The 20,456-nt window shown below is 72.4% G+C and carries 16 protein-coding genes; 7 read left to right on the top strand and 9 right to left on the bottom strand.

Going from position 1 to position 20,456, the window contains the following annotated elements; genetic code table 11:
• Nucleotides 1-112 precede the first annotated feature (112 nt).
• The gene (locus AB0I29_RS10360) at nt 113-1,753 is read left to right on the top strand and encodes an FAD-dependent oxidoreductase (RefSeq protein WP_357481220.1); all 1,641 of its coding nucleotides are present in this window, start codon (nt 113-115) and stop codon (nt 1,751-1,753) included.
• Here AB0I29_RS10360 and AB0I29_RS10365 read toward each other — a convergent pair.
• Nucleotides 1,750-2,370: a TetR/AcrR family transcriptional regulator gene (locus AB0I29_RS10365; protein ID WP_285101228.1), complete on the bottom strand. Its 621-nt coding sequence runs from the start codon at nt 2,368-2,370 to the stop codon at nt 1,750-1,752. The two genes, AB0I29_RS10360 and AB0I29_RS10365, sit on opposite strands and share 4 nt — an antisense overlap.
• Before the next feature lie 60 nt (nt 2,371-2,430).
• On the opposite strand from AB0I29_RS10365, the gene AB0I29_RS10370 reads away from it, so the two are divergent.
• Complete coding sequence (locus AB0I29_RS10370) at nt 2,431-3,474, top strand: SDR family NAD(P)-dependent oxidoreductase (protein WP_357481224.1); 1,044 nt, start codon at nt 2,431-2,433, stop codon at nt 3,472-3,474.
• Between the two features lie 26 nt (nt 3,475-3,500).
• Here AB0I29_RS10370 and AB0I29_RS10375 read toward each other — a convergent pair whose 3' ends face one another.
• Nucleotides 3,501-4,802: an MFS transporter gene (locus tag AB0I29_RS10375; protein WP_357481227.1), complete on the bottom strand. Its 1,302-nt coding sequence runs from the start codon at nt 4,800-4,802 to the stop codon at nt 3,501-3,503.
• Between the two features lie 82 nt (nt 4,803-4,884).
• Here AB0I29_RS10375 and AB0I29_RS10380 point away from each other — a divergent pair, with 82 nt between their 5' ends.
• Nucleotides 4,885-5,463 carry a helix-turn-helix domain-containing protein gene (locus AB0I29_RS10380; protein ID WP_357481230.1) on the top strand — a complete coding sequence of 193 codons (579 nt, stop codon included), beginning with the start codon at nt 4,885-4,887 and terminating at the stop codon, nt 5,461-5,463.
• A gap of 42 nt (nt 5,464-5,505) precedes the next feature.
• On the opposite strand, the gene AB0I29_RS10385 is transcribed toward AB0I29_RS10380, so the two are convergent.
• The 5 genes from AB0I29_RS10385 to AB0I29_RS10405 all read right to left on the bottom strand — a co-directional run bounded on the left by AB0I29_RS10385 (nt 5,506) and on the right by AB0I29_RS10405 (nt 12,287).
• A complete protein-coding gene (locus AB0I29_RS10385; protein WP_357481233.1) occupies nt 5,506-6,861 on the bottom strand; it encodes an MFS transporter in 1,356 nt (451 codons plus the stop codon).
• 119 nt (nt 6,862-6,980) lie between these two features.
• Nucleotides 6,981-8,024, bottom strand: a complete 1,044-nt coding sequence (locus AB0I29_RS10390) for a hypothetical protein (protein WP_357481236.1) — start codon at nt 8,022-8,024, stop codon at nt 6,981-6,983.
• 160 nt (nt 8,025-8,184) lie between these two features.
• Entirely contained in the window at nt 8,185-8,829 is a 645-nt protein-coding gene (gene purN / locus AB0I29_RS10395) for a phosphoribosylglycinamide formyltransferase (RefSeq protein WP_357481239.1), read from the bottom strand.
• A 10-nt stretch (nt 8,830-8,839) separates the two neighbouring features.
• Entirely contained in the window at nt 8,840-10,504 is a 1,665-nt protein-coding gene (locus tag AB0I29_RS10400; RefSeq protein WP_357481242.1) for a DUF6350 family protein, read from the bottom strand.
• A 661-nt stretch (nt 10,505-11,165) separates the two neighbouring features.
• The gene (locus AB0I29_RS10405) at nt 11,166-12,287 is read right to left on the bottom strand and encodes a DUF2599 domain-containing protein (RefSeq protein WP_357481245.1); all 1,122 of its coding nucleotides are present in this window, start codon (nt 12,285-12,287) and stop codon (nt 11,166-11,168) included.
• Nucleotides 12,288-12,863: 576 nt separating this feature from the next.
• Here AB0I29_RS10405 and AB0I29_RS10410 point away from each other — a divergent pair.
• A complete protein-coding gene (locus AB0I29_RS10410; RefSeq protein WP_357481248.1) occupies nt 12,864-13,142 on the top strand; it encodes a LysR family transcriptional regulator in 279 nt (92 codons plus the stop codon).
• Between the two features lie 235 nt (nt 13,143-13,377).
• Here the strand turns inward: AB0I29_RS10410 and sucD are convergent, their stop codons facing one another.
• Entirely contained in the window at nt 13,378-14,274 is an 897-nt protein-coding gene (gene sucD / locus AB0I29_RS10415) for a succinate--CoA ligase subunit alpha (RefSeq protein WP_285101215.1), read from the bottom strand.
• 39 nt (nt 14,275-14,313) lie between these two features.
• Nucleotides 14,314-15,483, bottom strand: a complete 1,170-nt coding sequence (sucC, locus tag AB0I29_RS10420) for an ADP-forming succinate--CoA ligase subunit beta (RefSeq protein WP_285101214.1) — start codon at nt 15,481-15,483, stop codon at nt 14,314-14,316.
• A 240-nt stretch (nt 15,484-15,723) separates the two neighbouring features.
• Between sucC and AB0I29_RS10425 the strand changes: the two genes are divergently transcribed.
• The 3 genes from AB0I29_RS10425 to AB0I29_RS10435 all read left to right on the top strand — a co-directional run bounded on the left by AB0I29_RS10425 (nt 15,724) and on the right by AB0I29_RS10435 (nt 20,417).
• On the top strand, nt 15,724-15,933 hold the full coding sequence (locus AB0I29_RS10425; protein ID WP_285101212.1) for a helix-turn-helix domain-containing protein: 210 nt from the start codon (nt 15,724-15,726) through the stop codon (nt 15,931-15,933).
• On the top strand, nt 15,933-16,475 hold the full coding sequence (locus AB0I29_RS10430; protein WP_357481253.1) for a Clp protease N-terminal domain-containing protein: 543 nt from the start codon (nt 15,933-15,935) through the stop codon (nt 16,473-16,475). Before AB0I29_RS10425 ends, AB0I29_RS10430 begins: the two co-directional genes overlap by 1 nt.
• Nucleotides 16,476-16,646: 171 nt before the next feature.
• The gene (locus tag AB0I29_RS10435) at nt 16,647-20,417 is read left to right on the top strand and encodes a S8 family serine peptidase (protein ID WP_357481257.1); all 3,771 of its coding nucleotides are present in this window, start codon (nt 16,647-16,649) and stop codon (nt 20,415-20,417) included.
• Nucleotides 20,418-20,456 lie beyond the last annotated feature (39 nt).

Below are 20,456 nucleotides of genomic sequence, written 5' to 3' on the forward strand. Positions count from 1 at the left end.
CCGGCCCCGGGGTCTTGCGGCCCTCCGGGGGGACGGGAGTAGGTTGTGTCGCAACCGGACAACGTCGTCCGGTAAGGAGCCGGAGGGATCCGCGATGGCGCAGGAAGAAGCGATGGCGCAGCAGGAAGTGGTCGACGTGCTGGTGGCCGGGACGGGCGCGGCCGGGCTCAGCGCGGCGATCGCCGCGGCGGACGCCGGGGCGAAGGTGCTGGTCGTGGAGTCGGCGGACCGCTGGGGCGGCACCACGATGCGCAGCGGCGGCGGGCTGTGGCTGCCGGACAACCCGGTGATGCGGCGCGCGGGGATCGCCGACTCCCGCGAGGAGGCGCTGACGTACCTGAAGGCGGCGATCGGCGACGCGGGCCCCGCGAGCTCGACCGCTCGCCGGGAGGCGTTCGTCGACACCGTGGACGAGCTGGTCACGGCCCTGGAGCGGCACGGGGTGCGCTGGGCGGCCGCGAAGAAGTACCCCGACTACTACCCGGAGCGGCCCGGCGGCAAGATCGGGCGCTCCATCGAGCCCCGGCCGTACGACACGAGGCGGCTCGGCGACTGGATCGAGCGGTCCCGCGTCAAGGACGGCGTGCCGCTCGCCGTGATGAACGACGACTTCTACGAGCTGGGCCGGGCCTGGTCCACGCCGTCCGGCTTCGTCCGCGGGGCCCGGCTGGTGTTCCGGGTGCTGGGCGGCCTGCTCACCGGCAAGCGGCAGGTCGGCATGGGTGCCGCGCTGGCCTGTTCCCTGATGGAGATCGTGCAGGCGCAGGGCACGGAGGTGCGGCTCGGCACCCCGCTGACGGAGCTCCTGGTGGAGGACGGCGCCGTGGTCGGGGCCGTCGTCGGCCCGCCCCAGGCTCGCCGCACCGTGCGCGCACGGGGCGGCGTCGTGCTCGGCGCGGGCGGGTTCGCGCACCGGACCGAGTGGCGCCAGGAGCACCACGGCGTGCCCGGCTGGAGCGCCGCCTCCCGGGACGACCTGGGCACGGCCATCGAGGCCGGGGCCGACGCCGGCGGCGCGCTCGCCCTCATGGACGACGCCTGGTGGGGCGCCGGCGTGGACAACGGCGACGAGGGGATGCACGGCTTCGTGCTGTCCGAGCGGTCCATGCCGTACTCGATCGTGGTGGACTCCTCCGGCGCGCGCTTCGTCAACGAGTCCACGAGCTACATCGACTTCGGCCACGCGGTGCTGGAGCGGGACAGTGAGGTCCCGGCGATCCCGTCGTGGCTGGTCATGGACGTCCGGGCGCGACGGCGCTATCTCAACACGTCACTCCTGGGCGGCCGCCGGCGCTACGTGGAGAACGGCACGCTCGTGTACGCGGACACGCTCGCGGAGCTGGCGGACAGGCTCGGCCTGGACCCCGCGACGTTCCGGGACACCGTCGCGCGGTTCAACGGGTTCGCCCGGACGGGCAAGGACACCGACTACGGCCGCGGCGACTCCGCGTACGACCGCTACTACTCCGACCCGACGGTCCGGCCCAACCCGAACCTCGGCCCGATCGAGCGCGGCCCCTTCTCGGCGCTCCGGATCGTGCCCGGCGACCTGGGCACCAAGGGCGGGCTGCTCACCGACGAGCACGCCCGCGTGCTGCGGGACGACGGCAGCGCGATCCCCGGCCTGTACGCGGCCGGCAACACGACGGCGTCGGTGATGGGGCGCACCTATCCAGGGCCGGGCTCGACGATCGGCCCGGCGGCCGTCTTCGGCTGGATCGGCGGGCAGCAGGCGGCAGGGCGGCGCGGCTAGACGCCGTCCGGGATCCGGACCTCGAGGCCCAGCAGCTCCCAGGCCCGGCGCGCCCGGCGCTCTCGCTCCTCGCCCTCGGCCTGCGACAGCCCGCCGGCCATCATGGCCACCGCGAGCAGCAGATCGTCCGACGTCGTCCCGGCCGGGACGTCACCGGACTCGACAGCGCCCGCCAGCCGGGTGCCCAGCGCGACGGCGACCCGCTCCCCCAGGGCGACGACCCGCTCGTCCGCGGGCACCCGCGAGCGCACGAGGTCCACGAACCCCACCGAGTCGAGGGCGTGCCGCGTGACCAGGCCGAGCAGGTCCGCCAGCCCTGCGTCGGGGGTCGCGGCCCGCTCCTCGACGGCGACGACCTGCTCCTCGAACACCGCGACCACGAGGTCCATGCGGTCCGGGAAGTGCCGGTACAGGCTCCCCTGCCCGACGCCGGCGCGCTTGGCGACCGCGCTGAGCGGCGCGCCGGTCCCGGCGGACCCGAAGACCTCGCGGGCCGCTGCCAGCAGCGCCGCCCGGTTCCCCGCCGCGGCGCGGGGACCGAGGTTGGGTGCCCCGCCGCGGCGCGTCGTGCCGTGAGGAACGGCACCGGGTCGGGGGTCGCGAAGTACGCCGGTCATAGCGGTATTCTAGATACCGGACAGTGTTGTCCGGTACCAACCCCGTTCGAGGAGCACACCATGGCACTGACCGTCCGTTCCACCGTCGGCGACTGGCTCGACCACCCCGTCGGCGGCCGCGTCCTCGCGGCGTTCCTCGCCGAGGGCGGGGCGACGCCCGACTCGCTCGCACCCGCCCGCGGCCTGCCACTGGAGCAGCTCGTGGCGCTGTCAGGCGGCACGTTCCCGGCCGAGGCGCTCGACGCGCTGGTCGCCGCGTACCGGGAGGCCGCACCCGAGGAGGCCGCCGCGGCCGATGCCGCTGCCGCCGGAGACACGCAGACCGTCACCGGCTGGGCCGAGCAGATCACCCCCGGCCGCTTCGCCGGCCAGACCGTCGTGGTCACGGGCGCGGCCTCCGGCATCGGCCGGGCCGTCGCCTCACGCGTGGCGCGCGAGGGCGGGCGCGTGATCGCCGCCGACATCTCCGCGGAGAAGCTCGACGAGCTCGCCGCCGCGCTGACCGGCCTCCCGGCCGGCGCCGAGATCGTCCCCGTGGCGGGCGACATCTCCGCCCAGGACGACGTGGACCGCATCGTGGCCGCCGCGGGCGACCGCGTGGACGCGCTGGCCAACGTCGCCGGGATCATGGACGACATGTCGGCGATCCACGAGGTGAGCGACGCCCTGTGGGAGCGGGTGCTGCGCGTGAACCTGGAGGGCACGATGCGGCTCACCCGCGCCGTCGTGCCCGGGATGCTGGCCGCGAAGGAGGGCCGCATCGTCAACGTCGCCTCCGAGGCGGGGCTGCGCGGCTCGGCTGCCGGCGTCGCCTACACGGCCTCCAAGCACGCGGTGGTCGGCCTGACCAAGTCGACCGCCGTGATGTACGCGAAGAGCGGCATCCGCACCAACGCCGTCGCGCCCGGTGGCGTGGCCACGGGCATCCCGGTGCCCGGGCAGGCCGAGTTCGGGGCGCCGGTGCTGCGGCCCCACCAGGTCAACATCCTCAGCCTCGCCATGGCGGAGGAGCTGGCCGCGACCATCACCTTCCTGCTGTCGAAGGACTCGGTGAACCTCAACGGGGCGATCATCGCGGCGGACGGCGGCTGGTCCGCCGTCTGACACGTGGACGCGGCCGACGCCGGCGGTCAGGGGGCCGACGGCGTGCGCGTCGTCGGCGACTCGACGACGTCGGCCGCCCAGGTGTCCGGGAGGCCGACCCGCCACAGCGGGCGCACCAGGAACATCGCGAGGAACAGCACGGTCCACGCGGCGGCGAAGCACCACATGGCGGCGCTGATCCCGGCGCCGTCGAGCAGCATGCTGCCGACGAGCGGCGCCGCAGGCCCGGCCACCAGGCCGGTCAGCCCCATCGTCGCGGCCATCCGCCCCTGCATCCGGCCCGGCGTGATGGCGGTGACGTAGGAGAGCATCCCGGCGTTGAGGGCGGGCGCGAACAGCATCATCCCGGTGAGCGCGGCGACGAACCCCCAGTAGGTGGGGAACAGCGCCATCACCACGACGGCGGCGCCGGAGACGCCGAGCGCCAGCACGGTCAGGACGCTCACGCGCACGCGCCGGACGAGCGCGCCCGCGAGGATCGAGCCCGTCAGCACGCCCACCCCGACCGCCGTGTTGATCAGGCCGATGAGCGCGGGCGCCGTCCCGGTACTGACCAGGTGCAGGTTGATCGCGACCATCATGGCGTTCAGAACCACGTTGACCAGCATGAACAGCCAGATCGTGGCGCGCAGCAGCGGCACGCCGAACACGTACCTGAGCCCGTCCCGGAGCGCGGCGACCGGATGCTCGGCACGCGCGGCGCCGAGGTCGCCGTTGAGCGGTTCGCGCACCAGGGAGGTGGCGACGACGGCGACGAGCCGGCCCGCCGCCGAGACCACGAACGGCAGCACGGTGCTCATGCCGTAGAGCAGCCCGCCGAGCGGGCCCTGGAGCAGGGTGGCCGCGGCGTCGCGCCCCTGCGCCACCGACATGGCCTGACCCAGGTGCTCGGTGCGGACGACGGCGTGCAGGGCGGCCGCGCCCGCGGGGTCCATCAGGGAGCCGACCGCGGACGACACGAACAGCGCCGCGGCCAGGTGTGGGGCGGTGATCGAGAGGCCGTCCGCCAGACCCGCGACCACCACGCTCGCCCAGGCCAGTGCCGCGACCGCGCCGCCGGCCATGATGAGCCGACGGCGGTCCACGCGGTCCACGACCACGCCGGCCGGGAGCGTCATGAGCACCGACCCGAGCTGGCCGACGAACGAGATCACCCCGGCCTGGACCACGGACCCGGTGACGGCGAACGCGGCGAGCGGCACCGCGAACGCGCCGACGGCGGCGCCCACGTCCTCGGCCGTCGCGCCCATCAGGAGCAGGCGGTAGGAGGCGTTCTTCCAGAGGCTTGCGGCCTGCTCCCCCGTGGCCGTCGTCTCATCCGTCGTCATGCGCACACCGTACGGTCCGCAACAACTATTGCGCAATAGTAGTTGCGCATCTTGTGTTGCGGGATCTTGTTAGCCTGGCGCGATGGCATCGAAGGAGCCCTTCCGCATCACCGATCCGGAGACGATGCGCACGCTCGCCCACCCGCTGCGGCAGCGCATCATGGTGGAGCTCAACGTCCGCGAGCACGCGCGCGCGGTCGACCTCGCCAAGGCGCTGCGGGAGCCGGCGAACTCGATCAGCTTCCACCTGCGGGTGCTGGCCAGGCACCACTTCATCGAGGAGGCGCCGGAGCTGGCCAAGGACAAGCGCGACCGGGTGTGGCGGCCGCTCGTCGAACGCTTTCTCGTCGACGGCAACGTCGGCCACGAGGAGCAGATGCTCGACCCGATCCTGCGCTGGGTGCGCGACGAGTTCCTGCGCGACCGGTCGGCCCCGGGAGCGAAGGACGACTTCCACGAGGGCATGGCCAGCGGCGCGTTCCTGACCCGCGAGGAGGCCGAGCAGATGACGGCGGAGATCGTCGCCGTCCTGGAGAAGTGGTGGGACCGGACGGGCGCCGCCAAGCGGGCCGACCCCGACGACCCGGAGCGGCGGTACTACCAGATCCTCTACACCATCGGCCCCCGGGACCTGGCAGGCGAACCGGAGCCAGGGGCCTGACCGGCGCGCCGGTTCCGGGGCCGTCCCGGGGCTGTCCCGGCGCTACTCCAGCGCGTCGGCCGCCCAGGCGCTCGGGCGCCCGATCCGCATCAGCGGGCGGGTGCACGCGAGCGCCACGAGGACGGCCGCCATGGCGCACACCATGACCCACAGGGTGACGCCGATGCCCCAGCCCTCCAGGAGCGCGCTGCCCAGCACGGGCGCGGCGGGCGCGGCGATCAGTCCGGTGAGCCCGAGCAGCGACGTGGCGCGGCCCATCATGCGGTCCGGGATGATCACCGTGAGGTAGCCCGTAAAGCCCGCGTTGAGCGCCGGGTAGAGGAAGACGCCGACCGCGAGCATCGACACGAACACCCAGTACGACGGCGCCAGCGCCATGACGACCAGCGCCACGGCGAGCGTCCCGATCGCGAGGAGCCCGAGCCGGCCGACCCGGGTGCGTCGCACGATCGGGCCCGCGACGATCGCGCCGGCCAGCATGCTGACGCCGGCGCACGCGTCCACGAGCCCGATGAGCCGCGGGTCGGTGCCGATGCGCACCAGCTCCAGGTTGATCGCCACGACGAGCGCGATCGAGGTCAGGTTGAGCAGCGTGATGAGCACGAGCACCGCGCGGAAGAGTGGCACCGCGCCGACGAAGGCCAAGCCGTCGCGCAGGTCGGCGAGCGGATGGATCTGCTGGGTCCGCCGGCCGTTGAGCGGCTTGCGCACGAACGACACGGCGACCACCTCGATCAGGTGCCCCAGCACGGACGCGACGAACGGCAGCACGTGCGCCATGCCGTACAGGAATCCGCCGACAGGTCCCGCGAACAGCGCGACCGCCGCCATCCGCCCCTGGTTCACGGCCATCGCGTTCGCCATCTGGGCGGGCGGGACGACCGCGCGCAGCGCGCCGCCCGACGCCGGGTTCACGAACGCGCTCACCATCGAGGAGCCGAACAGCACCGCGGCCAGGTGCCACGCGCCGAGGGTCCCCGCCAGCCCGGCGGCGACAACGGTCGCCCACAGGGCGGTACCTGTCGCGGCGGCCACCACCAGGAGGCGGCGCCGGTCGACCCGGTCGGCGACGACACCCGCCGGCAGCGTCGCCAGCAGCGCGCCCGCCTGGCCGATGCCGCTGATCAGCCCCGCCTGCCCCACCGAGCCCGTGACCTCGAACGCCAGCAGCGGGATGGCGAACGTGCCGACGCCGGCGCCGATCGCCTGCGCGAAACGCCCGGTGGTGAGCAGCAGGTACGCGGCGTTGCGCCGCAGCGGCGGCTCGGGGGCGACCGAGTCGGGCGCTGTCGGCCCGGACGGGGTCGGCCCGCCGACGGCGAGCGACGACCCGGACCCACGCCCGGCCTCCGATGTCGTGGATGTCGGGGTCTCGGGCGTCGGGGTCTCAGCGCTCACGCCGCACAACGTACCGGGTGAAATGTCCGCCTCATGACGCAGCGAGGTCAGGCGCCGTCGCCCCACTCCCCTTCGAGGCCTAAGTTTCTTCGCTTTGGGCGGCCGCAAAGCGAAGAAACTTAGGCCTCGAAGGGGACTGGCGAAGCGGCATCAGCGACCGCGCGACCGAGGATCGTCGGCTGACCGATGTCGTCGTAGTTACCAGGCGTCCAGCCGGCCTCGCGCAGCAAGGCGGTCAAGATCTTCGGCATCCGGCCCCGGAGGTCCTTGGCCGTGAAGCGCAGCAGGCGCGAGCCGCCCGCCGACGCCAGCGCGTTCTGCCGCGTGCGGTCACGGAACACCGCACCCGGCGCACCGTGCACCTCGACACCGTCGACCTCGACGAGCAGCCAGGTGCCGTCCGGCAGCCGCCAGGCAAGGTCGATCCGGCCGAGGTGGGCGCCGTCCACCCCCAGGACCACGAGCTGCAGGGTGTCCGGCGGGATCTCCGCGTCGAGGCAGGCCAGCCGCGCGACGGACTCGAGGGGCGACTCCGAACGGCCGTCCGCCAGGCGCCACCAGGGATGTGTCGCCTCGACGTCGCGATGCCCTCGCGCCAGGTCGTGGGCCCGGGCCAGGTCGTCCGCCGTGGCGGACCGCGTGTGCAGCAGGTCGTCCATCGCGGCGACGGCGTCGTCGCGGCACATCTGGCCGACACCGAGGGCGAGGGCGTCCGTGACGCTCGCGATCCTGAAGTCGCCGGCGAACCGGCCGGTCACCATGTCGCCGGACTTGCGGAACGCGATCCCGTCCCGCGCGGGCCGCCACCGTCCGTCGGGCGCGACCACCTCGGGCCGGATGGTGCGCGGCAGGCCCTTGACCTTGTACAGCGCCAGTGCGCACAGGCCGACGGCGGTCGATCCGGGGCCGGCCGCGAGCAGGCCGATCCACGCGGGACGACGCCGGAGGTGGTCCAGCAGGTCAGGACGTGACCGCTGCGCGGGCGGTACGACGTCGGTGTCGTACACGCCCTGGGTGACGCGGATCAGCCGGCCCTGCCGGACGAGCCGGTACCGCCACGGCGCGTCGACGCCGATGCCGTCGAGCTGCGTGGCGGAGATCAGCCCCTCCTGCCGGGGAGCGATGACATCCAGCTGCACAGGCAGGGGCCGCAGAGGTCGCATGAGGCAATATCAGCATGCAATCCACATCATTGCTGATGATTCAGCGTCATCCTGTGGACAACCGGTCGCCGCCTCCAACTTTTGAGGTGCCAGTACGACCGGGCGGACAACGGACCGACAGCGGGCGGTCGACGGGCGGCTGGCCGCGGAGCCGGCTGGGTCAGCGGCCGATCGTGGCCTTGCGGCCCGTGAGGTGCAGGCCCTCGCGGGCCAGGCGGCCCACCGTCTCGACCAGGAGTGCGCGCTCGGCGACCTTGATCCGCTCGGTCAGGGTGGGCTCGTCGTCGGCGTCCTGCACGGGCACGGCCGTCTGGGCGATGATCGGGCCGGTGTCGACGCCGTCGTCCACCAGGTGCACGGTGCACCCGGTGATCTTGACGCCGTGGGTGAGCGTGTCACGCACGGGGTGCGCACCGGGGAAGCTGGGCAGCAGGGCCGGGTGCGTGTTGATCATCCGGCCCTCGAACTTGCGCACGACGCCCGGCGCCAGGATGCGCATGAACCCGGCCAGGATCACGTAGTCGGGCTGGAACACCGAGATGGCCTCGAGCACGCCGTCGTTCCAGGCCGCGCGGTCCTCGAAGTCCTTCAGCGCGACGACGGCGGAGGCCACCCCGGCGTCCCGCGCCAGGTCGAGCGCTCCCGCCGTCGGCCGGTCCGTGACGACGCCGACCACGCGCGCGCCGTACGCCGCGTCGTCGTGCGCCGCGAGGAGCGCGGCAAGGTTGGATCCGCCGCCCGAGGCGAGCACCACCAGGCGCTTGGCGGAAGTGGACTCGACGGGGTGACCGGAGGGCGTCTGCACGGGCCCCAGCCTACTTTCCCGGGCCTGCCTCGGGAGCCTCGGCGTCATCGGCCGGACGGGCCGCCGGCCGCTCGGCGTCCGGCTCGGGAGCTGGTTCGGGATCCGAGACGGCGTATGCCGCTGTGCGTGCCCAGTCGCCGGACGGCGCAGTGCCCTCCTCGGGCGCGTCCGCCTCCTCGTCGGACGGCGCAGTGCCCTCGTGGGGCGCGCCGCCACCGCTCCCGCCCGGAGCGTCGCCGAACCCGAGCTCCGCCGCGAGATCCGGGTCGCCTTCCGTCGCGTCTTCCGAGGACTCCCCGCCCACCGGGGCCGGACGGCGCAGCCACGCCACCAGGTCCTCCCCGATCTCGCCGCGCCGCGCCACCACGTCGAGCTTGGCGCCCAGGAGCACGGCTGCCGCTCCCCCGCCGACCTCGGCGGCCACGAGGCCGGCGGTCACGAGCGGGTCGGCGCCGATCTCGGAGAGCCGTCCCGGGCCGACCGCGCCCGCGGCCGCCAGCTCGCCCAGCAGCACGAACACCCCGGGCACCGCGACGATGCCGCCCAGCACCCAGCCGGTGTCCGACCACCGGACCAGCGACGGCTCCAGCCGGCGCCACACGAACAGGGCCGCCACGACGCCGCACGCGACCACGAGCAGGGGCGCCCAGGCGCTGACGGCGTTGGCCCAGTCCTGGCCGGGCAGCGCCCCGAGGAGCGGCACCGCGGGCAGCGGCCCCGACGTCGTGCCGTAGGGCGTGAAACCGGTGCCCTCGCCGACGGCGAAGCCGGACCCCGCGAGCCAGGCGACCGCCCACAGCAGGAGGTTGGGCAGCAGCGCGAGCTGCGCCACGGCGAACACGATCCCGCCGGTCCAGCCCGGTTCGAGGGCGGTGACGATGTCCGACGACGTGGCCCGGCCCGCCAGCGCCCACGCCACGACCAGGAGCGCGGCCCCGCCCGTCAGCAGCGCGACCACCACCGCGCCCCCGCGCAGCCCGAGGCGCAGCGTGGCGGGGACCAGGTCGAAGCCGGTGAGCCGCTGGGCCAGGCCCTCGGCCCGTTCACCGAGCTCGGCCGGGGTCGGCGCGTCCGGCCGAGCCAGGATGCCGAGCGCCATGCCGAGCCCGCCCATGACCAGGCCGGCCGGCAGCGCCAGGGCGAGCGACCAGCCCGGGGCGCTGCCCGCGAAGGCGGCGACCGCCGTCGTGCACAGGCCGTAGGTGGCGGTGCCTGCCGCCCAGGCCGGGACCGAGGTCGCGGCGAACCGCTTGGCGGAGGCGTAGGTGGCGAACAGCGCGAGGGCCGCGATGCCGAGCGGCGCGAGGGTGACGGTCACGTCGTCGGCGGTCAGCGGGACGCCGTGCCCCAGCAGCCAAAGCCCGGTCGCGACGTCGATGGCGGAGCGGACCTGGACGCCGTCGTCCGGGGCGTCCGTCGCGGAGGTCAGCGTTGCCGCGCCCACGAGGTAGGCGACCACCGCCGGGAGCACCACGACGGCAAGGGACAGGACCAGGGCCTGGGCGGCCGAGAGCACGCCCGCGACGACGTGGGACAGCGCGAACGACCGCTCCTCGGGGGCGGGTGGCTGCTCGACGAGGCGTCCGCGGCGAGCCGTCGGACGGTTGCCGGCCGGGCGGGTCGTGCGGGCACCCGAGGTGCGGCTGGCCGTGCTCGGGCGGGGTGGTGCGCTCACCCGGCAATCTTCACCCGCGCCGCGGCGTCAGCCCGGGGACCTCCCTCGGCGTGGCCCGGGTGAACTTCGGGAAAAATCACTGCCGAGTATGGAGTTCACCGGGGGATCTGGTGTAGGAACGCCCGCTTTGCGAAGCGAACGCACCGACGGGGCGGCGACCCGGAAAGCAGCGACCCCCGCCGACCGGTCTGCCTGGTCGACGGGGGTCTCGCTGTCTCAGGGACGGGCGGGCGTCAGAGCGTCTGCAGGATCTCCCGCATGAGGTCGGCGGTCTCGGACGGCGTCTTGCCGGATCGACCGTGAACACGACGCCTGCCGTCAGGTCCACCAGCTGAGCGCTGCCACGACCAGGCCTCCGAGCACGACGGCACAGCCCAGGACCAAGAGTGAGGCCCGTCGCCGCCTCAACAGCATGGGCCCAGCCACCCCCAGGGCGATGAGTCCGGTCAGACCGGTCCCGAAAACCCCCCAGGGGACGAGGTATCGCCATTCGGGCAGGCTTTCAGCACTTGCGTCAGCGCTGAACCCCACCTCCAGGAGAAGCGCAATCCCGAGAATTGTCATTACGCCCGCGGCTGCGATGGATCCCCAGTACGGATGAACCCGAAGCTTCGACGCCCTGTTGTTCACGGTCTCACCGTTGTTCACGATCTCACCCCGGTCAGTTGCAGGCATGCGTCACGTATGAAAGATATGAAGTCCGGTAGCGCCACGTGTCGAGGTTCCAGGACGTCTTCCAAGGAGCCGCCTGCACGTGACAGGCAAGTTGCCACCACAACTGGGTCGTCTCGTACCTGGCCGCCACCTTCGACTTGTACTCGTACCAAAGGTTGTTGACGACGGTCGGGTTGTTGTAGTTCGCGCGCATCCAGAGCGTGGGATAGACGAACAACGTGGTGCCGCCAGACCGCTGTCCGATCGTGACCTTGCTGATCAGAGCCTTGCCCAGATAGGGGTCGGCAGCGACAGGGTACACAACTCCGTCACTGTCATGGTCAACAGTCTGAACAAGTTTCACTGTCGTCGCGCTGACGGGGACCAGCCCATAGTGCGTCGGGACATCGTTGCCAGCAGCATCCCGCGCCCAAGGCGCCGCAACCGCACCGACGAGAGCGCCGGCGGCGTCTGTGACCGTGACCGAATCCCCGTCTGGACCGAGCGCCGCCACGCCGCCACTTGGCACAGTCAGCAGATAAGAAAAAGTGGTCGGCGCCGACGCATCTTCAATGACATTGACGTAACGAACCGAGCCGTCCTCGACGAACTGCACGGATGTATTGACCGCAGAATAAGCGCCGGTCTCCTCGAAGACGAGCGATCCGTCACTCGCCTCACCGATGTACTGCGGCTGATCACCATCCCGTAGCGGCGACATCGTGAGCGGCACCGCGCTGGCCGCCTCGGCGGCGGCCGGAGCGGCTGGCTCGGTGTCGGCAGGTCCGTCCTCTACGGGGTTGTCGCCGGCAGGCTCGTCGTCGACCGGCAGGTCGCCGGGCGCGACTTCTTCAGCTGGAATGTTCTCGACCGTCTGGATCTTCGCCGCCATGGTCGCGGTGTTGACCCCCACCTGCATGCCGTTCGCCTCATAGATGACCTCGAGGGCGTTGATTCCCAGATCCCCCTGGACGACCGGCACGGACTGCGGAGCCATGGCCGCGATCGTCGATGCGGTCTCCTCGACCTGGGTCTGGTCACTCGGACTTGCGAACGCGTTGGACGGGCCTGTCACGAGAGCAGAGGACAGGAGCACTGCCATGAGGCTCTTTCGGGATGTGTTCTGCACTGACTTCCTTCGCTCATGGTTCGACTAGTGGCTGCGCACCGGCCGACCGACCTGACGTGGGCCGGCACGAAGCCCGGACGAGGCGTCTCACCTGCAGCAACGCACGCTCCGACGGGTGGACGAGACCACGCTAGGACTGCTTACGAATCGGCGTCCAGAGTGCTTCCCTGAGTTCCACGAGACGTGGTACTCACAGCACTGTTCAGCCAGTGAGTGGGCCAGCCCTGAACGCTTCGCCTGACGTGGTTCTTGGGGCGGCTGGGCATGGGGGCTGTCCGCGTGCCGTCGCGTGGGCACCAGTTCCGGCCCAGGGTCTTGCTCCAGCCGCACATCGGCGGGTTGGGAGCAGACGAGCTCGCGCATCGTGGCGGGTCGACCTTGGAAAGCCGAGGGGTGGTTCACGAAGCCGCACAGGCGAGTGCACTTGCGCTGTGAGCTCTACGGTCTGTCATTGGCGATCGGGTCCAGGTTCCCGGGACCCGCCGGCACCGTCGATCCGACCAGGATCTTGGCCAGCGGCACCGTGCTAGCGTCCGGCCATCGTCAGTTGGTCCCGCCCGCCCCAGGAGCGCTCTGATGCCCACCATCCCAGAACTCATGTCCTTCGATGCGGTCATCCGTCTCGGTCTGATGCGCACCGCCGCGCAGGAGCTTCGCATCGACGAGCGCACCGTGAGCAAGCACGTCAACGCGCTGGAGAGGAAATCAGGGAGCCGACTGCTGGAGCGCGTCAGCGGGCGCTACATGCCTACCGCGAAGGGCGAGGAAGTGGCTAGACACGCCAGGCATTGCCTGAACGCCCATCGCAAGGTCGTCCTCGCGATCCTCCCAGCGCCCTACCCCTACGAATCCTGAGCAAAGAAGCTTTCCACCAGCGCCGAGGACAACGGTGGCGTCCGGACCCCGTGCGATCACCGGATCGAGGCGGTGCCCCCGTCCGGCCGCGAACTGGAGCCGGCTCGGGCAGGTTGGTCGCTCGCACGGCCGTCTTCAACCGGGCGGGTCGGAGACAGAGACATCGAGGTCCAGCCGCCGGGAGTGACGACGACGGCGGCTCCCCGTGCGAGGGAACCGCCGTCGTCGATCAGGATCAGAGCGCCTGCAGGATCTCCCGCATGAGGTCGGCGGTCTCGGACGGCGTCTTGCCGACCTTCACGCCGACGGCCTCGAGGGCCTCCTTCTTCGCCGCGGCGGTGCCGGACGAGCCGGACACGATCGCACCGGCGTGGCCCATCGTCTTGCCCTCGGGGGCGGTGAAGCCCGCGACGTAGCCGACGACCGGCTTGGTGACGTGCTCCTTGATGTACGCGGCCGCGCGCTCCTCGGCGTCGCCGCCGATCTCGCCGATCATCACGATCGCCTTGGTCTCCGGGTCGTTCTCGAAGGCCTCGAGCGCGTCGATGTGCGTGGTGCCGACGATCGGGTCGCCGCCGATGCCGATGGCGGTCGAGAAGCCGAAGTCCTTCAGCTCGTACATCATCTGGTAGGTCAGCGTGCCCGACTTCGACACGAGGCCGATGGGGCCCTTGCCCGTGATGGTGTGCGGGGTGATGCCGGCGAGCGACTCGCCCGGGGTGATGATGCCGGGGCAGTTCGGCCCGATCATCCGGGTCTCCTTGCCCTGCAGGTACGACCACACCTCGGCGGTGTCCTGCACCGGCACGCCCTCGGTGATGACCACGAGCAGGCCGATGCCGGCGTCGATGGCCTCGATGGCCGCGTCCTTGGTGAAGGCCGGGGGCACGAAGACGACGGAGACGTCCGCGCCGGTCTCGGCCATGGCCTCCTTGACGGTGCCGAACACCGGGAGGGTCACGTCGGCGCCGGAGGCGTCCTTGTGGGTCACCGTGGTGCCGGCCTTGCGAGCGTTCACGCCGCCGACGATCGTCGCGCCGGAGTCCAGCATCAGGGCGGTGTGCTTGGCACCCATGCCGCCCGTGATGCCCTGGACGATGATCTTCGAGTCCTGGTTCAGGTAGATCGACATTGTCTTCTTGTCTCTGCTTTCGAAGTCTTCAGCGGGCGATCAGGCGGCGGCAGCCTTGGCGGCGGCGAGGTCGGCGCCACCGTCCATGGTGTCGGCGAGGGTGACGAGCGGGTGGTTGCGCTCGTTCAGGATCTGGCGGCCGAGCTCGACGTTGTTGCCGTCGAGGCGGACGACCAGCGGCTTCGACGCCTCGTCGCCGAGGATGTCGAGCGCGCCCACGATGCCGTTGGCGACCTCGTCGCAGGCGGTGATGCCGCCGAAGACGTTCACGAACACCGACTTGACCTGCTCGTCGTTCAGGATCACGTCGAGACCGTTGGCCATGACCTGCGCGTTGGCGCCGCCGCCGATGTCGAGGAAGTTGGCGGGCTTGACGCCGCCGTGCTTCTCGCCCGCGTAGGCGACGACGTCGAGGGTGGACATGACCAGACCCGCGCCGTTGCCGATGATGCCGACCTCGCCGTCGAGCTTCACGTAGTTGAGGTCGTTCTCCTTGGCCTTCGCCTCCAGCGGGTCGGCCGCGGCGGAGTCCTCGAGCTCGGCGTGGTCCGCGTGGCGGAAGCCGGCGTTCTCGTCGAGCGTGACCTTGCCGTCGAGGGCGACGATCTCGCCGTCCTCCGTCTTGACCAGCGGGTTCACCTCGACCAGCGTGGCGTCCTCGGCCTTGAACACGGTCCACAGGCCCTGGATGACCTCGGCGACCTTGCCCTTGATGTCGTCGGCGAAGCCGGCGGCGTCCACGATCTCGGCGGCCTTGGCCTCGTCGATGCCGACGGCGGGGTCGACGGCGACGCGGGCCAGCGCCTCGGGGCGCTCGACGGCGAGCTGCTCGATCTCCATGCCGCCCTCGACGGAGCACATGGCGAGGTAGTTGCGGTTGGACCGGTCCAGGAGCACGGAGAAGTAGAACTCCTCGGCGATCTTGGCACCCTGGGCGATCATCACGCGGTGCACGGTGTGACCCTTGATGTCCATGCCGAGGATCTCGCCGGCCTTCTCGGCGGCCTCTTCCGGCGAGTGCGCCAGCTTGACGCCGCCCGCCTTGCCGCGACCGCCGGTCTTGACCTGGGCCTTCACGACGACAGTGCCGCCGCCCAGCTTCTCGGCGCCTTCGCGAGCCTCCTCGGGGGTCGTCGCGACAACCCCGCCCAGCACGGGCACGCCGTGCTTCTCGAAGATGTCGCGCGCCTGGTATTCGAACAGGTCCACCCTGCTGCGTCCTTCCATCGGGATGCGGCCCTCGGACGTCGTAGTCGCCCGGAGCCCGGCTGAAGCGATGTCTCGACGTCAAGACATCCCCGTACAGGGTAGCCCTGGATCGCCCGTGGTTCCGAACGAGAGCGGCGGTATTCCGGGCTTCTTCGGCACGGGTGTGTGGTACACGTCTCGATCCGCGAATTCTGTCAACCAGGGTTGACAGTCGGCCCACTTGTCAACCATAGTTGACACATGACCCAGCAAGCACTCGCCGCATCCGCCGCCGGGGACGACCCCGCCGAAGGACTGCGCGCCGTCCGAGCCATGCGCGAGCTGGCCGACCGTCTCGAGACGCTCCAGGTGGAGCGGGCGCGGCGCCTCGGCTGGTCGTGGCAGGAGATCGCCGACGCGCTCGGCGTCAGCCGGCAGGCCGTGCACAAGAAGCACAACAGGAGGATCTGATGTTCGAGAGGTTCACGAAGGACGCCCGCTCCGCCGTCGTCGACGCCCAGCAGGTCGCCCGCGACGCGCACAGCGACCAGATCGACAGCCGCCACCTGCTCGTCGCCCTCGCCGGGAGCGTCGGCCCGGCCCGGACCGCCCTGACCGACGGCGGGGTGGACACCGCCGCCCTGGTCGAGAGTGCCCGGGCCCGGATCGAGGCGGGCGACGCGCTCGACCCGGCCGCGCTGGCCGCCGTCGGCATCGACCTGGACGAGGTGACGCGGCGCACTGAGGCCACGTTCGGCGAGGGCGCCCTGGCCCGCGCCGGCCGCACCCTGCGCGGGCGCCGCAAGCACATCCCGTTCACCCCGGACGCCAAGAAGTCGCTGGAGCTCGCGCTCCGCGAGGCGCTCCGCCTGGGCTCCAAGGAGATCCACGGCGGGCACCTCCTGCTCGGCCTCACCCGGGCCGAGTCCCCGGCACGCGGCATCCTGTCCGACGCCGGGGCGGACCTCGACCGGGTCCGTCGCCTGGCGGAGGGGTCGGGCAAGGCGGCCTGAACCACGGCTCGCGACACGCCCCGCGCCCCCTTCCCGGGGCGCGGGGCGTGGCCGTTGCCTGCCACCTGACCGGAGTTGGCCAGGAAATGGCGGTGCCGTTACACGGGCGAAACCCAGCGCGCCGCGTCCGAGGGTTAGGAAATGGGCACACCACTGTCGAAAGGGACAACTGTGTTCACCATCTCCACCCGCGCCAGGGCGCTGGTCGCCACCGGCGTGGCCGCAGCCCTCGCGGTCGGGGCCGCGTCGGCGTCTGCCGCGAGCCCCGCCGGCCCGGCGGTCCCGCCGGGCGGTTCCGCCACCGCTCTCCCGCCATCGGCGGCGGGATCGCGCAGCGTCACCCTGATCACCGGTGACACGGTCACCATCACCACGGCGGCGGACGGCACGAGCGTCACCAACGTCACCGGCCCCGGCGGGACGACGTCGTCCTACCACCGCACCGAGCGCGACGGCAGCACCTTTGTCTACCCGGACGCCGCACTGCCCTACGTGACGGCCGGTACCCTCGACGACCGCCTGTTCGACGTCACGCGGCTCCTCGCCAACGGCTACGACGACGCGAGCACGGACACGCTGCCGCTGATCGTCCGCTACACGGACGCCGCCGCCCGGTCGCGCGGCACCACGCCGCTCGATGGGTCCGACGTCGTGCGCGCGCTGCCCAGCGTGGACGGCGCCGCCGTGACGCAGGACCGCGACGAGGCGGCTGCCTTCTGGACCGCCCTGACGGGAGACTCGGCGACGGCCGGGGCTCACGACGCCGCCCGCACCACCGGCGGCGCCCCCACGTTCGCCGGCGGCATCGAGAAGATCTGGCTCGACGGCCCGGTCACGGCCGACCTCGCCGAGTCGACCGCCCAGATCGGCGCGCCCGACGTCTGGGCCGACGGCAACACCGGCGAGGGAGTGGACGTCGCGGTGCTCGACACGGGCATCGACACGACCCACCCCGACCTGGCGGACCAGGTCGCCGAGGCGGCCAACTTCGTCACCACCGAGGACTACGTCGAGGACTACCAGGGGCACGGGACGCACGTCGCCTCGACGATCGCCGGCACCGGCGCGGCCTCCGACGGGCTGGAGCGGGGCGTCGCCCCCGGCGCCCGGCTGCACGTCGGCCGGGTGCTCGACAGCAACGGCCAGGGCCTGGAGTCCTGGATCATCGCGGGCATGGAGTGGGCCGCGCGCGACCAGGACGCCCGCATCGTCAGCATGAGCCTGGGCGGCGAGCCCGCCGGCGCCGACGACCCGATGGCGACCGCCGTGGACGAGCTCACCGCCGAGACGGGTGCGCTGTTCGTGACCGCCGCCGGCAACGGCGGCCCCCGCACCATCAGCACGCCCGCCCTGGCGGACTCGGCCCTCGCCGTGGGCGCGGTCGACGCGACCGACACGCTGGCCGACTTCTCCAGCACCGGCCCCGCCGTCGACGGCGGGGTCAAGCCCGAGATCACCGCCCCCGGCGTCGACGTGCTCGCGGCCCGCTCGCAGCTCGTGCGCGGTTCCGGGATGTACACGACGATGAGCGGCACCTCGATGGCGACCCCGCACGTGGCGGGCACCGCGGCGCTCGTCGCGGCGGCCCACCCGGACTGGACGGCGGAGCAGATCAAGGAGGCGATCGTCAGCACCGCCGTGCCGACCCCTGCCTACACCGCCTACGAGGCCGGCAGCGGCCGTCTCGACGCGCCCGCGGCCGTGGCCGCGACCGTGTTCGGCACCGCGAGCGCCGGGTTCGGCTTCCACACGTTCGACGACGGTACGGGCGAGCCGGCGTCGAAGCCGATCACGTACACGAACCTGGGTGACGCCCCGGTCGACCTGCACCTCGCGGTCGACGGCGCGGTCCCGGCGGGCTTCCTCACCCTGTCCTCCGACACGGTGACCGTGCCCGCCCAGGGCACGGCGTCCGTGGATCTCGTGGCCGACCTCTCGCTCCTGCCGGCGGAGGCCGACCTGAGCGCCACGGTCGTGGCGACGGACGGCACCGGGGCCGTGCGGGCCCGCACCCTGACGGGCGCGACCCGCGAGGGGCAGCGCCAGAGGCTGACCGTCACCGTCACGGGTGACGACGGCCGTCCCGCGACGGGCAAGCTGCTGGTGACGTCGGACCAGATCTTCGCCGGGGCGGACCTGGACGAGAACGGCACCGCCGTGCTGCGGATGCCGGTGGGCAGCTACAGCGGCTGGCTGTCGGTCGACGTCGAGGGCGCGAACGGGCCGGGCTCGCTCGGCACGGCGCTGCTGAGCTTCGTGGACGTGGACCTGAGCCAGGACCGGTCGGTGACGCTGGACGCCCGCAAGGCGGTCCAGGTCCGTGCGGAGGTGCCGCAGAGTACCGATCCGGCCGCCATGCGCCTGGACGTGATCCGGCAGTTCCCGAACGGCGGCTACACGGCGAGCTCCATGTTCCCGCCGGGTGAGTACGACAGCCTGTGGGCGCTGCCCACGGGGAAGAAGGTCACCGCGGGTCTGTTCGAGTTCGGGGCGCAGTTCCGGCTGGAGCAGCCGGCGCTCACGGTCACGAAGGGCCGCGGCGGATTCGACGGCCTGGACGACCTGCGGGTCAAGCGGGGCGCGACGCCGCTGCCGGAGGGCACCCGCACGCTGCGTGTGGTCGAGGCCGAGGGTCCGTCGGACCTGGCGCGGCACGGGAGCGGGCACGGCCTGAAGGACACCGCCGTCGTCGTGCGTGCCGCCGACTCGGACGAGATCGCGCCGCTGGCGCAGGCCGCGGCCGACGCCGGTGCACGCCTGCTGTTCGTGGTGCACGACGGCGCCGGGCGGCTGGCACCGTGGGACGAGTCCCCGTGGATCCCGGGCGAGCCCGCACCGCTCACCGTCGCCACGCTGACGTCCGGCCAGGGTGAGGAGCTGCTGCGGTCGCTGGACGGGCGCCGGCCGGAGGTCACGGTCTCGTCGCACCCCACGACCGAGTACACCTACGACGTGGTGCACCACTGGACCGGCGCCGTGCCGGCCCGGCCCACGTGGACCTCGGCCAAGGGCGACCTGGCGCGGGTGGACATGTCGTTCCGCAACTACCGCCAGGGTCCCGCGATGGAGGCCCGGTTCGACGTCTGGCACGGCTGGACGGCGGGCAACCAGCTCGCCGCTCCCGCGCAGGGCGAGCGGACCGACTGGGTCGCGGCCGGTGTGCCGTGGACGCAGAGCGCGCACATGTCCGGCGAGATGGGGCAGTCGAACGTCGACGTGCTGGAGTACAAGGCCCGCACGACCAGCGACGTGACGTGGTTCGGGCCGGTGCTGCGCCCGCGCATGTCGGCGCTGGGCTACCAGCCCATCCGTTACCTGGACCAGATGTACGTGCCGGTGCCCGGCTGGGGCGACTCGGGCAGCGGGCACGTCGGTGCCACGGGCGGCGGCAACTTCGACGTCCGCAACCGGGCGACGCTCTACCAGGGCGACACCGAGCTCCTGTGGGGCAACGCCGAGTTCCTGCCCGTGAACGGCGGCCTGCCCGCGGAGCGGCTGCCGTACCGCGTCGTGGCCGACAACGACCGTGCCGACTGGGCCGGTCCGTACTCGACGCACACGCTCACCCAGTGGGACTTCACGTCGGAGGCGAGCGGGCCGGACGCCGTCGAGCCGCTGCCGCTGATCCAGCTCGACTACGGCGTGGACACCGACACGGCGGGACGTGCGTCGCGCACGGCCCGGCTGACGGTGACGCCGTCGCACCTGCCCGGGATCGAGGCCCGGGTGGGGCGGCCCACGGTCGAGGTGTCGTACGACGACGGCGCCACGTGGCGGCGGCTCGACCTCACGCGGGACCGGCAGACGGACGGGCCGGACGCCTGGTCGGCCCGGCTGTCGGCGCCGCGGGGCGCGCAGTTCGCGACCCTGCGGACCGTCGTCGAGGACAGTGACGACAACCGGGTGTCGCAGACGCTGACCAGGGCGTTCGGCCTGCGCTGACCCGCGAGGCTCGTCCACGAGGTGCGCTTCTACCCAGCG

Origin of the sequence: Promicromonospora sp. NPDC050262 (assembly GCF_040655935.1) — a bacterium.
Lineage (GTDB): Bacteria > Actinomycetota > Actinomycetes > Actinomycetales > Cellulomonadaceae > Promicromonospora.